Below are 14,437 nucleotides of genomic sequence, written 5' to 3'. Positions count from 1 at the left end.
AAAATGACGAGGAATTTCGCCGCGTTAGCGGCTTTTCCTCATTCCCGTCTTGTGTTTTCGCTCCCAATCCGGTTTCACTGCAGGCGATCACTGATTCCCAGAGTATGACCATGCGGCTGTCGCGGTTCTTTCTGCCCATTCTGAAGGAAAATCCGAAAGAGGCGGAGATCGTCTCGCATCGGCTGATGCTGCGCGCCGGCATGATCCGGCAGGAGGCGGCCGGCATCTATGCCTGGCTGCCGCTCGGCTTCCGCGTGCTGAAGAAGATCGAGCAGATCGTGCGCGAGGAGCAGGACCGCTCCGGCGCGATCGAGGTCTTGATGCCGACGCTGCAGCTCGCCGATCTCTGGCGCGAGAGCGGCCGCTACGATGCCTATGGTCCGGAAATGCTGCGCATCGCCGACCGCCACAAGCGCGAGCTGCTGTACGGGCCGACCAACGAGGAAATGATCACCGAGATCTTCCGCGCCTATGTGAAGTCCTACAAGAACCTGCCGCTGAATCTCTATCATATCCAATGGAAATTCCGCGACGAGCAGCGTCCGCGTTTCGGCGTGATGCGCGGCCGCGAGTTCCTGATGAAGGACGCCTATTCGTTCGACCTCAACGAAGCGGCGGCGCGCGTTGCCTACAACAAGATGTTCGTCGCCTATTTGCGCACCTTCGCGCGGATGGGACTGAAGGCGATCCCGATGCGCGCCGAGACCGGCCCGATCGGCGGCGATCTCAGCCACGAGTTCATCGTGCTCGCCGAGACCGGCGAATCGGGCGTGTTCATCAATCGCGACGTGCTGGACCTGCCGGTGCCGGGCGAGGATGTCGACTACGAGAGCGACCTGACGCCGATCATCAAGCAGTGGACCTCGCTCTACGCAGCGACGGAAGACGTCCATGACGCCGCGCGCTTCGAGCAGGAGGTGCCCATGGACAAGCGGGTGAACACCCGCGGCATCGAGGTCGGCCAGATCTTCTATTTCGGCACCAAATATTCCGAGCCGATGAAGGCGCTGGTGGCGGGACCGGACGGGGTCGACGTGCCGATCCATGGCGGCTCCTACGGTGTCGGCGTCTCGCGCCTGCTGGGTGCCATCATCGAGGCCTGCCATGACGATGCCGGCATCAAATGGCCGGAGGCGGTGGCGCCGTTTCGCGTCTCGATCCTCAACCTGAAGCAGGGCGATGCGGCCGTCGATGCGGCCTGCGAGAAGCTCTATGCCGAGCTCACGGCCAAGGGCGTCGACGTGCTCTACGACGACACCGACCAGCGCGCCGGCGCCAAATTCGCCGCCGCCGACCTGATCGGCATCCCCTGGCAGATCATGATCGGGCCGAAGGGCCTTGCCGACGGCAAGGTCGAGATCAAGCGGCGCAGCGACGGCGCGCGCGAGACCATGTCGCCTGCGGACGCGGTCGCACGACTTGTGGGCTGACCAGGCCGGTCGGCCGAATATTGTTCATCGCGCGATATCGCGGCCGCCAATCCGGCCACAATTGACCCCGAATCATGGGATTATCGAGCGATGGATGAGACCATGACCGAAACCGTGCAAACCGCGCCCTTTGCGCCCTTCGAGTGGATGCTGTCGGCGCGCTATTTGCGGGCGCGCCGCAAGGAGGGATTCATCTCGGTCATCGCCGGGTTCTCCTTTCTCGGCATCATGCTCGGCGTCGCGACGCTGATCATCGTCATGGCCGTGATGAACGGGTTTCGCAAAGAGTTGCTCGACAAGATCCTGGGCCTGAACGGCCACATCCTGGTCCAGCCCCTGGAATCGCCGCTGACCGACTGGAAGGACGTCGCCGACCGCCTCAGCCAGGTCGAGGGCATCCGGCTCGCTGCGCCCGTGGTGGACGGTCAGGCGTTGGCGTCATCTCCCTGGAACGCCTCGGGCGTCCTCGTGCGCGGCATCCGCTCCGACGACCTCAACAACCTCACCTCGATCGCCAAGAACATCAAGCAGGGCTCGCTCGAAGGATTCGACGTAGGGCAGGGCGTGGCGATCGGCCGCCGGCTCGCCGACCAGCTGTCGCTGCATGCCGGTGACAGCATCACGCTGGTGGCGCCGAAGGGCGCGGTGACGCCGATGGGCACGACGCCGCGGATCAAGCCCTACAAGATCGTCGCGGTGTTCGAGATCGGCATGTCCGAATACGATCTCGGCTTCGTGTTCATGCCGCTCGCCGAAGCGCAGGCCTATTTCAACCGCAGCAACGACGTCACCTCGATCGAGGTGTTCACCGCCAACCCCGACAGGATCGACGCCTTCCGCAAGGCGGTGACGGAGGCGGCGGGCCGGCCGGTGTTCCTGGTCGACTGGCGGCAGCGCAACTCGACCTTCTTCAACGCGCTCCAGGTCGAGCGCAACGTGATGTTCCTGATCCTGACCATGATCGTGCTGGTCGCCGCGCTCAACATCGTCTCCGGCCTGATCATGCTGGTCAAGGACAAGGGCAGCGACATCGCGATCCTGCGCACCATGGGCGCCTCGCAAGGCTCGATCATGCGGATCTTCCTGATCACGGGCGCGTCGATCGGCGTGGTCGGCACGCTGGTCGGCTTCTGCGTCGGCCTCGTGATCTGCCTCAACATCGAATCGATCCGGCAGTTTCTTTCGTGGCTGACCAGCACCGAGCTGTTCTCGCCGGAACTGTACTTCCTGTCGAAACTGCCCGCCGAGATCGACGTCGGCGAAACCACGGCCGTCGTCATCATGGCGCTGACGCTGTCGTTCCTGGCGACGCTCTATCCGTCGTGGCGCGCCGCGCGCCTCGATCCCGTCGAAGCGCTCCGGTACGAGTGAGGGGCTGATGGAGAGCCAAGGGGCTGAGCATGGGGCGGAAGATGTACCGGTCATTTATCTCCACGAGATAAAGCGGCAGTACTTGCAGGGCGAGGTGCCGTTGACGATCCTCGACGGCGCCAAGCTGGCGCTGTGGGCCGGCCAGTCCGTCGCGCTGGTGGCGCCGTCGGGCTCGGGCAAGTCGACGCTGCTGCACATCGCGGGGCTGCTGGAAGCGCCCGATTCCGGCGAGGTCTATGTCTCGGGCGCGCCGACCTCGCAGCTGCCCGACATCGAGCGCACCCAGCTGCGCCGCACCGATATCGGCTTCGTCTACCAGTCGCACCGGCTGCTGCCGGAGTTCTCGGCGCTCGAGAACGTCATGCTGCCGCAGATGATCCGCGGCTTGAAGAAGTCCGAGACCGTCAAGCGTGCCAAGGAGATCCTCGGCTATCTCGGCCTCGGCGACCGCATCACCCATCGCCCCGCCGAGCTGTCCGGCGGCGAGCAGCAGCGCGTCGCCATCGCCCGCGCGGTGGCCAACGCTCCGCGCGTGCTGTTTGCGGATGAGCCGACCGGCAATCTCGACCCTGGTACTGCCGAGCACGTGTTCCAGGCCCTGATGCAGCTGGTCAAGGCGACGCACGTGTCGATGCTGATCGCGACCCACAACATGGAGCTCGCCGGCCGCATGGACCGGCGGGTCTCGCTGTCGCACGGACAGGTGGTCGAGCTCGACTAACAAAAGTTCGAAAACAACCCCATGCACAGTAGCCAAGTGCTTGGTGGGGCTTCCGAAAAAAATCGGCGACCGCGTTCCGCCGTCTCTTCAGGAATCAGGGCCTGATCACCGTCAGTTTGAACGGCCCGCCATGGGCCGCGGCATGCGCCACGGCCTCGTTGGCGTGGTCGAGATCGAAGGCCGTGGTCTCGTATTCGTCGAGCCGCAGCAAACCGGCGCGCACCAGCGCGATCAGGCGGCTCGCCGCATCCGGCGGATACATCCAGACGCCGTGGATGCTGATGCAGTTGCGCATGATCCAGGGGTAGGGCAGCTCGAGGCCCGCGCCGCCGGCCATGCCGACGCCGCCCATCAGCACGACGCGGCCGTAAGCGCGTACCGTCATGACGGCAGCCCGCACCACATTCGGGCTCACCGAGGGTGGCATGATGTCGAACACGCAGTCGATCGGCCCCGGTGCGGCGCGCTTCATCGCTTCGCGGTCGTCGTCCTCAGTGCCGGTGAGCCTGACCGGCTTGACGCGGCCGCCGAAGCGGCGGACGAGGTCGGCGAGGATCTTTTCGTTGCGGCCCGGCGCGACCACGCAGGCTGCGCCCATCGCCAGCGCGACGGAGACGGCGGCGCTGCCGAAATTGCCGGTGGCGCCGCTCACCAGCACGGTCTCGCCGGGGCGGAGGTTTGCCGCGAGGAAGCCGCCATAGGGCACCAGCAGCGTGCCCAGCGCGCACCATTGCGCCGCCTGTTCGGACGTGATCGGGCCGAGGGGTTTGACGTTCTCGGTCGGGACGCGCATCTGCTCGGCGAACGAGCCGTGGCGAAAGTGCCGTTGCAGGCGCATGCCGCCGGGCCCCGCGGCGGTCAGGCCCTGCAGGGCGATGTCGGGCGCCACGGCGTCATCGCGCGAGCGCACCGTCGGATCGCAGAACACCCAGTCGCCGACGGCAAGCCTGGTCGCGTCCGGACCGATCGCGCGCACCCGGCCGATACCGCCAGGGCCGGGGACGATCGGCAGGTCGAGCGCATAATTGCGCGTGCCGTCGAAGACCTCGTTCATGTAGGACAGCACGCGCGTCGCGACGACGTCGATGATGATTTCGCCGGTGCCGAGCACCGGTTCCGGGACAGTCTCGATCGCCAGCGGCGAGCCGAAGGATTTGAGTACGGCAGCTTTCATGATGTTCACCTCGAGGTGGGGTGAAATCCGTATGCGCCGCCTTGGCGGAAGACATGAAGGCCTGGTATTATCCTAGTATTCCATAGACCCTCCATCGCAGGGACATCCGTCATGGCCGATCCTCGCCGCGTCGAATTCGGCGACTTCCTGAGGTCGCGTCGCGAAAAGCTGTCGCCCAAAGCCGTCGGGCTCCCGATCGGCAGGCGCCGGCGCACCGCGGGACTGCGCCGCGAGGAGGTCGCGCAGCTCGCCGGCATCGGCGTCGACTGGTACATCCGGCTCGAACAGGGCCGCACCGTGAGCCCGTCCGTCACCACCGTGGATGCGCTAGCCCGGGCGCTCCGTCTCAGCAAGGCCGAGCACGCGCACCTCAAGGCGCTGGCGCGCGAGCGCGCAAGAAGCCCGTTCACGCGCGAGATCGTGCCTCCGCCCATTCGGCGGATGATCGAGAGCCTGCACCAGCCGGCCTACATCACCGGGCGGCGGTGGGACGTGCTGGCCTGGAACGATGCGGCCGAGGAGGTCTTCGGCTTCGGGCGATTGCCGGAGCAGGACCGCAACACGTTGCTCCTGATGATGACCAACAAGCAGACGCGAAAATCGTACGGCGCCGGCTGGACGGACGTTGCCAAGGCCATGGTGGCGATGTTTCGCGCCAATCACGACGTCTGGGCCGGCGATCCCGCCTTCACGGAGCTGCTGACGCGACTGCGCGAGGGCAGTCCGGAATTCGCCGAATGGTGGGAGGCACACGACGTCCGCAGCACCATCTCGGGCCGCAAGACCATGAACCATCCGACCAAGGGCGTGCTGCACTTCGAGCACACCAGCTTTCAGGCCAACGACGATCCCGCCTTGAAGCTCGTGATCTATACGCCGGTCTAAGTCCGTCGTCATTGAAGGCACTTGACCACCCGCATCACTCGCCTCGGCCGGGGCCGAGAGGCGTCTTGATGCAGAGCCGTCCCCCGGCCGGGAACCTAACCGTCTTCCTACGGTTACTGTTTTATCGGTGTGCAGGTGGAGCGAGGGACGTGTTCGGGGGTGACCGATGACGACAGCGACCGGCGGACCTTCGGCCGACCGCAACGCCGTCCTAGCCACCCTCGGCGATCATATTCGAGAGATCGGCAACCCCGACGATCTCGCCTATGCGGCGGCGGAGCTGCTGGGCCGCAGCCTCAAGGTCAGCCGGGCAGGTTACGGCACCGTCGATATCTCAGCCGAGACCATCACGATCGCGCGCGACTGGAATGCGCCGGGGATCTCGAGCCTGGCCGGCGTGCTGCGCTTTCGCGACTATGGCAGCTATATCGAGGACTTGAAGCGGGGTGAGACGGTCATCTGCGCCGATGCAGAAAGGGACCCTCGCGTCGGCGACCGCGCCCGAGCTCTCGAGGCGATCTCGGCCCGCGCATTGGTCAACATGCCGATCTCCGAGCCCGACGGGGTCGTGGCGCTGCTCTACCTCAACAATGCCACGCCGCGGGAATGGAGCCCAGCGGAGCTGGAGCTCATCCGCGAGGTTGCCGAACGCACCCGCACCGCCGTCGAACGCCGCCGCGCCGAGAGCGCGGTGCGCGAGAACGAAGCGCGGCTGCTCTTCCTGGACACCCTCAACAAGGAAACGGCCAAGACGCGCGATGCGGACGGCGTCATGGCGGTGACGACGAAAATGGTCGGTGAGTATCTCGGCGTCTCCAATTGCGCCTATGCCGACATGGATCCTGATCAGGACGGCTTCACCATCCGCGGGGATTGGGCGGCCCCCGGTGCGATGCACATCGTGGGGCACTACAGCCTTGCCGACTTCGGCGAGAAGGCGGTGCGGGAGCTGGGCGCCGGCCGGCCCCTCATCATCAACGACAATCTGAAGGAGATCGCCCCCGAGGAAGCGGCCACTTTCCAGAGCATCGGGATCGGTTCGACGATCTGCATGCCCTTGGTGAAGGAAGGGCGCCTGACCGCCTTGATGGCCATTCATCACCGCGGTCCGCATCTTTGGACGCCGCGCGAACTTGCCTTGCTCACCGAGGTGACGGAGCGATCATGGGCGCACATCGAGCGCGTCCGATCCGAGCAGGCGGCGCGCGAAGCCGCCGAGCGGCTGGTCCTCGCCAACAAGGCCGCCGGAATCGGCACCTGGGACTACGATCCGGTCAACGATATCCTTCGATGGGATAGCCGCTGCAAGGAGGTGTTCGGTCTCCCACCGGATGCCGAGGTCAGCTATGAGGGCTCATTCCTGAAGGGTATCCATCCCGACGACAGGCAGCGCGCCCATGAGGCCGTCTCGGCAGCTCTGAAGCCGCATGCTCCGGCAAACTACAACATCGAATACCGGACCGTCGGCATCGAGGATGGCGTCGAGCGCTGGATCGCCGCAACGGGTCACGCAATCTTTTCCGACGGCCAGGCCAGCCGGTTCATCGGGACCGTGCTGGATATCTCCGCGCAAAAGAAGACCGAAGGTCATCTGAGGATCCTCAACGACACGGGAGCATCGGTTGCCCGGGAACGCGATCTCGAGCGGATCGTCCAGATCGTGACGGATGCCGGCGTCGAGCTGACGGGGGCGCAGTTCGGAGCCTTCTTCTATAACGTCCTGGCCGCGGACGGCGGCAGCTACATGCTGTATTCGCTGTCCGGCGCGCCGCGATCGGCTTTCGAAAACTTCCCGATGCCGCGCAACACCGCCGTGTTCGAGCCGACCTTCAAGGGCACGGGCGTGGTGCGGTCGGACGACATCCTGCAAGACCCGCGTTATGGCAAGAATGCGCCGCGGAAGGGCATGCCCGAGGGCCATCTTCCGGTCCGGTCCTACCTCGCGGTCCCCGTGATCTCGCGAAGCGGCGAAGTGCTCGGTGGGCTTTTCTTCGGCCATGCGGAGGTCGGTCGATTTCACGACGCGCACGAGGCCGCATTGCTCGGCATTGCCGGCCACGCCGCAACCGCGATCGACAATGCCCGGCTGCTGACCAGGCTCGAAGCGCTCAATGCCGAGCTCGAGCAACGTGTCGCCGACGAGATCGCCGAGCGCATGAAGGCCGAGGAGCAATTGCGGCAATCGCAGAAGATGGAAGCCGTCGGGCAGTTGACGGGAGGGATCGCCCACGACTTCAACAACATGCTGGCCGTGATCCTCGGCAGCCTGAATCTCGCCAAACGGCGGCTCGCCAAGGGAGAGCCCAATATTGACCGCTTCCTCGAGAGCGCCATGGATGGTGCAAACCGTGCCGCCACATTGACGCAGAGATTGCTGGCGTTCTCGCGACAGCAGCCTCTTGCGCCCGAGGTCGTGGACATCAACAGGATGGTCGGTGAGATGAGTGAGCTGCTCGAGCGCTCGCTCGGCGAGCTCGTCCGTCTCGAGGCGGTCCTGGCGGCTGGCCTGTGGCGCGTCAAGGCAGACCCTGCCCAGCTCGAAAGCGCGCTCGTCAATCTTGCGGTCAATGCACGCGATGCCATGCCGAAGGGCGGCAGGCTGACGATCGAAACCGCCAACGCCTCGATAGATCGAAAATATGCCCGCGAATACGCGCTGCAGCCGGGGCAGTACGTTCTCATTGCAGTGACGGACAACGGCACGGGCATTGCGGCGGACGTGCTGGGAAAGGTCTTCGATCCGTTCTTCACGACCAAGGTCGTGGGCAAGGGGACTGGACTTGGCCTCAGCCAGGTCTACGGCTTCGTGCGGCAATCGGGCGGCCACGTCAAAATCTATTCGGAGGTCGACGTCGGCACGACCGTGAAGATCTATCTGCCACGCTTTGCGGGCGAAGAGGCGGTCTCAGCTCCGTCGCAAGGCGTGCCGCATCCCGGTGCAAGCCTGCAGAGCGAGACCATCCTCGTCGTCGAGGACGACGAGCGGGTCCGCAGCATCTCGTCCGAAAGCCTGCGCGAGCTTGGCTATACCGTCGTCGAGGCCGCGAGCGCCCGGGAGGCGATCGGCAAAATCGAGAGCGGTTTCATTCCGGATCTGCTGTTCACCGACGTCGTCATGCCCGACATGACCGGCGCCGAGCTCGCGGCCGAACTGTCGAGACGTTACCCGGACCTGAAGGTGCTGTTCACCACCGGCTACACGCGCAACGCGATCGTCCACAATGGCGTGCTCGATGCCGGCAAGCATTTGCTGTCCAAGCCCTTTGCGATCGAGGACCTGGCCGCGAAGGTCCGCTCCCTGCTCGACGAGCGTTGAATAAATGTTGCGAGTTGAATCACCCCGGGGCGATGTCCGGCGGCATTTCAAGGCGTCGGAGCGGGCGGACGGTCTGTGCTGACGGTTGGTTGGGGGGCGGGCGTCCACGGGCTCTCGGGCCAATGAGCGGCCTGCCAGGGAACCGCTTGCCCAGGCGTCACCGGCCAGGAGCTTGTCGGGCCCGGCGTCGCCGACGTGCAGGATGCCTTGAGCCGGGCCCACTGCGATGGCAGCCCGGCCAGGCCGAGCTCGAACCTCGTGATGTCCGTCTTGTCGTCCGCCATCGGCGTGGTTTCGCGGACCTGCAGGGAGCGCGAGGTGAGTATCGCCTTGACCATGTCGGCATCGATGTTGCCGCGCCAGACCTCGTACTTGCCGGTCCGCAGCGGAGATCCTCCGGCCGCCTTGTCGGCATCCGCCGCGATCAGGATCGTGCTCTTGCCGGCGGCCGCCTCGTCGACCTCGGCCGCAAACGTCAGCGGCGCGCCCTTGCTGCTTTCGCAAGACAGGCGCAGCTCCATCGTTCGGAACGTGGAGGCGTTATCCTTCTTTGCGGTCGCGATCTTGCGGACGAACGGCCGGGCCTCTTTCTCCAGCGTCCAGCTCGTCTCGGCGAGCGTTCGCGTGTCGATCCCGAAACCGTAGAGCTCGGTTCGCGTCAGCACGTGCAGGCTTTCGAACTTCACCGTCCGGATCAGGGAATCGAGCTCGCGGCTGATTCCCATCGCCGCAATGAACGCGGCGCGATCGCGATCGGCCGCCATCAACCGGCGCCGCCTGTATTCCGCGACGGCCGCCGGATCGGGCCGTCCGTCAAAGGCGAGCACCAGCCTGGAATTATGCACCGCCATTGCGGCGTCGGGGGCGACCTCGCGCGATGTCGCCCCGAGAAAGACGTATGCGCAGGCCGAGTTGCACATGGCACGCGCCGTGGTGAGCTCGGCCTCGACCTCACCCCTTGCGTTCTTGAGCTTCAGGCAGGCAGCGTCCACCTGCGTGCCCGCGGCGCAGCCGGTCGCGATCGTCCGGCCGACCCTGGCAATCGCCTTGCGACTGCGCAGCAACCGCCCGATCGCGTAGGACTGCTCGACGTTGCCGCCGGGCGAGTGGAGGTAGATCGGGTGCTGCAGGTCCTTGACGGCGGCCAGGAAGCGGCGAATGCGCAGCGCAGCCTCCCGATCGATCTCGCCCTCGATGGCGATCCAGCGATCGCAACCCGGGCCGCATGCGTCAGCTGGCCCCTTGGCGAGATAGATCGTCAGCCTGGAGGCAAATCCGGCTTTCTCGACCGGCGTTGCTTCGGCGCGCAAAGTGCCTGCAGGCAAGAGCGAGGCCAGGAGGAGCAGGATACGGGCGAGCATGCAGCAAGCGACCACGCACGGCGAGGAAGAGGTTCGAACCTATATGAGGATCGCCGTTATCACAACGTTTCATAGCCGGCCGGGGCACGTCTATTCGTTCATGCAACGAATCCATGCGGGGCGTGCTGCGTCCGTCAGCTTAAGACCGCGTCAGACGATCGATGATTTGCAGCAGTCGATCGCAGGACGCCTCGATTCGTTTCAGCGGAGACGTTGCCACGCCGAGCAAAAGTCCCGGGCGCACCGATCCCTTCGACGCATACCAGAGTGATAGCGGCGTAGGCGCAAGTCCCAGCCGTGCAGCTTCCCTGGCGACGGCCAGGTCGGGTGCTCCGTCCGTCAATTGCAGGACCGCCGCCAACCCGGCAAGCGCAATGTTCGCAGTGCGCGCGCGAAGGTACTTCAGCAATGCATCGCCTTGCGCGGCGTAAATCCGCTTCGTGCGCCGAAGATGCCGCAGATAATGGCCCTCGCGCATGAAGTCGGCTATCGCGAGCTGCACCGCCGGCCCAGGCGCGGGCGCAAGGCACGCAGCAGCTTCGGCAAATTGCGACGCCAGGGCGGCTGGTGCGACGACAAAGCCGAGCCGCAGGGCAGGCGTCACCGTCTTGCTGAAAGAGCCGATGTGAATGACGCGGCCGGCGCGGTCGAGCGATGCGAGCGCCGGCGTCGCCCGGCCCTTGAGCTGAAGCTCGCTGAGATAGTCATCCTCGATCACCCATGCCTTGCTTTGCGCTGCCCAGTCGAGCAGGCGTGAGCGCCGCACGAGCGACAGTGTCGAGCCCAGCGGCGCCTGCTGGCCCGGTGTCACGACCACCAGTGCCGCATCAGGAGCATGTTTCAGGCCGTAATCGACATCGATACCATCCGCGTCAACGGGGATCGGTGCAACCGTCAATCGCGCAAACGCGAGACCGTGCCGGGTAAAGGGAAAGCCAGGGTCCTCCATCCAGGCCTTCTTCTGCTCAAGCCCGAGGACGCGGAGCGCCAGGCCAAGGCCGCCGCTGAAACCGGCCGTGACGATGATCTGGGACGGCGCGCATTCGATCCCGCGCGCCAGCGCAAGGTAGGCCGCGATCTCGCGCCGCAACGCCGGCTCTCCGCGTGGATCGGGGTAGATCGCCGGTGCGGTCACCTCCGCCCGAACGGCCTGCGCGCGCATCCGCGCCAGCAACGTCGCGGGAAGGGTCGCCTGCGCAGGCACGCCCATCTGGAAGATCGCCGGCCCCGCCGTCAGTTCCTGGTACATCTCCATGAACGAGCCAGGCGACGGGGCCTTGTCCCGCCGTACCGGGAACGAGGGCCGGTCGGCGACATGGGTTCCAGTCGCGCGGCTTGCGACGATCAGTTGGGCGGATGAAAGCTTTTCGTATGCCGTCCGTACGGTGCCGCGTGCGACGCCGAGTTGGGCGGCGAGATCCTGCCAGGAGGGCAGGCGTGCGCCCGGGGCGAGAACGCCGCTTTCGATCGCGGTTCTGATCCCCTTGTGGATCTGCTCGGCCAGCGGCGTCTTTGCCGATCGATCGAGCTCCAGATGCAGCGGCCTCGTCATGCCTGCGTGGTACACGAGTTTTGTGCGTTCTTGGTGCTTTTTTGTGGACCAGTGCAGGGGCACCTAAAGGGGGCGAGAGGGAGCGTTCATCCCCCGATCATCAAGGAGCAGCCAGATGAGCGAACGGCTCAACTACAACCACGTCGCACCGGCAGGCATGAAGGCGCTGGGCGGTGTCTACGGCTATGTCATGCAGAGCGGACTTTCCGCGACGCTGGTCACCCTGGTCTATCTTCGCGTGTCGCAGATCAACAATTGCGCCTACTGCCTCGATGTGCACACACGCGACCTGCTGAAGAGCGGCGTGAAAATCGAAAAGATCGCGCTGGTCCAGGCCTGGCCCGAGGCGGGTCATCTTTTCGACGAGCGCGAGCGTGCGGCCCTCGCATGGGCCGAGACGATCACCCGCGTCGCGGAGACGAACGTCCCGGATGAAGCCTATCAAACGGCGCGCAAGGTCTTCGGCGAGCGCGAGCTGGTCGATCTCACGATCGCGATCAGCCTGATGAACGCGTACAATCGCATGTCGATCAGCTTCCGAAATACGCCCCAAGCCGCGCTCGAAATGGCCGCCTGACCGCGAAGGGAAACAGCCGAAACAGAAAGCAGGAGCCTGAAAATGACCAGCGTGATCTCCGGCGTCAAAATTCCCGACAGCAAACTGGCACGCGAGGCCGCCGAGCTGGTGCGCAGTTACGAAGACGAGATGTTGTTCAACCATTCGGTTCGCGTCTACGTGTTCGGCGCGTTGAGGGGATTGCGCCAAAAGATGAAGTTCGATTCCGAACTCCTGTATGTCGCGGCGCTGTTTCACGACCTCGGTCTCGTCGATCACTACCATTCCGAGACCAGGCGGTTTGAGGTCGACGGTGCCGATGCAGCGCGCGAGTTTCTGCGGGCACGCGGCATCGCTGATCCGCAGGCCGATCTGGTGTGGGAGGCCATCGCCCTGCACACCACGCCCGGCATTCCGCAATATATGAGACCGGAGATCGCGCTCACCAACGCAGGCGTTCTGGTGGATGTGGTGGGCATCGGGTATGACGATTACACGCCTCACCAGCGCGAGCAGGTGATCGCGGCGTTCCCGCGCGGGGACTTCAAGAACGAGTTCGTGAAGGTACAGACCTGCTCGGCGCTGAAGAAGCCGCAGACGACGTTCGGGACGGTCAACTTCGACTACATCGAAGATCACGATCCGAGCTTCCGCAAGCCGAACGCGTGCACGCGCATCCGAAATACGCCCTGGCAAAGCTGAGCAGACGTAGCGCGCTCACCGCAGGGCTATCGCATTGAGAGCTGTTCCCTGCGGCCATCCCTTGAGATGCGCGCTTCCGGCGGGCTTTTGGGACGATGACGGTGTGTGGGGCTGCAGCTTCGAAAGGCACTGACGCCGATTGGCCTCATTACGTGCGGGCGATTTTGATTGACGCTCCACGAATGTGATGAATGCGAGCGAAAATATGGCGACAATGGGATGAGGACCTCGCCCGCGCTTTTGCGCTTCTCATTCACGCGAATGTGCGCGCGACGTTGTTCCGCGCGCATGCAGTTTGTCTCGCGTCGACGACATTGGAATTGCTGAAAACTCTTGTTTCATAGGGTTTCTGCGCAGCTTCCGATTAACATTCGTTAATGAGCAAAGTCCTTTCGATCGCACTGTGGCGTCGCGGTTACAGCAATTCCGTCGATCGCTGTTATGACCACGCCACGGCCCGGGGGCCTCTGAAGAAACTGGAACGGGAATCAAATGAAGAAGAAGTTGTTGCTCGCCGCTGTCAGCCTTGTCGCGCTCAGCGCGGCTGCGCCGGCGCTGGCTGCCGATCTCGCGGCGCGGCCTTACACCAAGGCTCCGCCGGCGGCGATCGCCGCCGTTTACGACTGGAGCGGCTTCTACATCGGTCTCAACGGCGGCGGCGGTTCGTCGAACGCGAAATGGGACCTGGTCGGTTTCGGCCGTGATGGTTCGCACGACGCGACCGGCGGCACGGTCGGTGGTCAGATCGGCTATCGCTGGCAGGCCGGCCAGTGGGTGTTCGGTGTTGAAGGCCAGGGCAACTGGGCCGACTTCTCAGGCAGCCATGTCGGCGCGATCTCCGGCTTGACCAACAACACCAAGATCGATGCGTTCGGTCTGATCACCGGTCAGGTCGGCTACGCCTGGAACAACGTCCTGATCTACGTCAAGGGCGGTGCGGCTGTGGCCAGCACCAAGTACGACGCCTCGTTCGGCGGCGTGTCGCTGGCGTCGGGCGACGACACCCGTTGGGGCGGCACCGTCGGCGCAGGCCTCGAATATGGTTTCGCCCCGAACTGGTCGGTTGGCGTCGAGTACGACCACATCTTCCTGGGTGGCAGCGACAAGAATCTGACCGGCGCCGGCGGTGTCCTGGCGGTCAACGTCAAGCAGGACGTCGACATGGGCCTCGTCCGCCTGAACTACAAGTTCGGCGGCCCGATGCTCGGCCGTTACTGATCCTGATCGCTCCAACTGGAGCGGTCGTCGAAAGCCCCGGCCTTGGCCGGGGCTTTTTTATTGCGTGAATTCAGCGAGTTAACCATTGTGTCGTGAGGTCACCGGCTGCGCTTGACTCCTAAGAACAAAATGAGAACAATGTTCTTCATAC

The 14,437-nt window shown here is 64.6% G+C and carries 11 protein-coding genes; 8 read left to right on the top strand and 3 right to left on the bottom strand.

The genetic code is table 11. From position 1 onward, the window contains the following. Positions 1 to 110 precede the first annotated feature (110 nt). The 3 genes from proS to BDOA9_RS24320 all read left to right on the top strand — a co-directional run bounded on the left by proS (position 111) and on the right by BDOA9_RS24320 (position 3,522). Complete coding sequence (proS, locus tag BDOA9_RS24330; protein WP_025036574.1) at positions 111 to 1,430, top strand: proline--tRNA ligase; 1,320 nt, start codon at positions 111 to 113, stop codon at positions 1,428 to 1,430. A gap of 90 nt (positions 1,431 to 1,520) precedes the next feature. Then, positions 1,521 to 2,801, top strand: a complete 1,281-nt coding sequence (locus tag BDOA9_RS24325) for a lipoprotein-releasing ABC transporter permease subunit (protein ID WP_025036573.1) — start codon at positions 1,521 to 1,523, stop codon at positions 2,799 to 2,801. 7 nt (positions 2,802 to 2,808) lie between these two features. Beyond that, positions 2,809 to 3,522, top strand: a complete 714-nt coding sequence (locus BDOA9_RS24320; protein WP_025036572.1) for an ABC transporter ATP-binding protein — start codon at positions 2,809 to 2,811, stop codon at positions 3,520 to 3,522. Positions 3,523 to 3,616: 94 nt separating this feature from the next. On the opposite strand, the gene BDOA9_RS24315 is transcribed toward BDOA9_RS24320, so the two are convergent. Further along, positions 3,617 to 4,696 carry a zinc-binding dehydrogenase gene (locus BDOA9_RS24315; RefSeq protein WP_025036571.1) on the bottom strand — a complete coding sequence of 360 codons (1,080 nt, stop codon included), beginning with the start codon at positions 4,694 to 4,696 and terminating at the stop codon, positions 3,617 to 3,619. 111 nt (positions 4,697 to 4,807) lie between these two features. Between BDOA9_RS24315 and BDOA9_RS24310 the strand changes: the two genes are divergently transcribed. After that, positions 4,808 to 5,581 carry a helix-turn-helix transcriptional regulator gene (locus BDOA9_RS24310; protein WP_025036570.1) on the top strand — a complete coding sequence of 258 codons (774 nt, stop codon included), beginning with the start codon at positions 4,808 to 4,810 and terminating at the stop codon, positions 5,579 to 5,581. Positions 5,582 to 5,747: 166 nt separating this feature from the next. Continuing rightward, entirely contained in the window at positions 5,748 to 8,897 is a 3,150-nt protein-coding gene (locus BDOA9_RS24305) for a GAF domain-containing protein (protein WP_025036569.1), read from the top strand. Between the two features lie 47 nt (positions 8,898 to 8,944). Here BDOA9_RS24305 and BDOA9_RS24300 read toward each other — a convergent pair whose 3' ends face one another. Both BDOA9_RS24300 and pdxR read right to left on the bottom strand, forming a co-directional pair. Beyond that, positions 8,945 to 10,258 (bottom strand): hypothetical protein, encoded by a 1,314-nt coding sequence (locus BDOA9_RS24300; RefSeq protein WP_025036568.1) that lies wholly within the window; start codon positions 10,256 to 10,258, stop codon positions 8,945 to 8,947. Positions 10,259 to 10,397: 139 nt separating this feature from the next. Then, positions 10,398 to 11,810 carry a MocR-like pyridoxine biosynthesis transcription factor PdxR gene (gene pdxR / locus BDOA9_RS24295; RefSeq protein WP_025036567.1) on the bottom strand — a complete coding sequence of 471 codons (1,413 nt, stop codon included), beginning with the start codon at positions 11,808 to 11,810 and terminating at the stop codon, positions 10,398 to 10,400. Between the two features lie 115 nt (positions 11,811 to 11,925). Here pdxR and BDOA9_RS24290 point away from each other — a divergent pair, with 115 nt between their 5' ends. From BDOA9_RS24290 to BDOA9_RS24280, 3 genes are all read left to right on the top strand, one after another. Next, positions 11,926 to 12,387, top strand: coding sequence for a carboxymuconolactone decarboxylase family protein (locus BDOA9_RS24290; RefSeq protein WP_025036566.1), 462 nt, complete (start codon positions 11,926 to 11,928; stop codon positions 12,385 to 12,387). Between the two features lie 42 nt (positions 12,388 to 12,429). After that, complete coding sequence (locus BDOA9_RS24285; RefSeq protein WP_025036565.1) at positions 12,430 to 13,068, top strand: HD domain-containing protein; 639 nt, start codon at positions 12,430 to 12,432, stop codon at positions 13,066 to 13,068. 492 nt (positions 13,069 to 13,560) lie between these two features. Beyond that, entirely contained in the window at positions 13,561 to 14,286 is a 726-nt protein-coding gene (locus BDOA9_RS24280; RefSeq protein WP_025036564.1) for an outer membrane protein, read from the top strand. The last annotated feature ends 151 nt before the right edge of the window (positions 14,287 to 14,437 follow it).

Source organism: Bradyrhizobium sp. DOA9 (assembly GCF_000617845.2).
Taxonomy (GTDB): Bacteria; Pseudomonadota; Alphaproteobacteria; order Rhizobiales; family Xanthobacteraceae; genus Bradyrhizobium.
The sequence above is the reverse complement of the archived record's forward strand: the minus strand, read 5'-3'. Positions and strand labels throughout refer to the sequence as shown.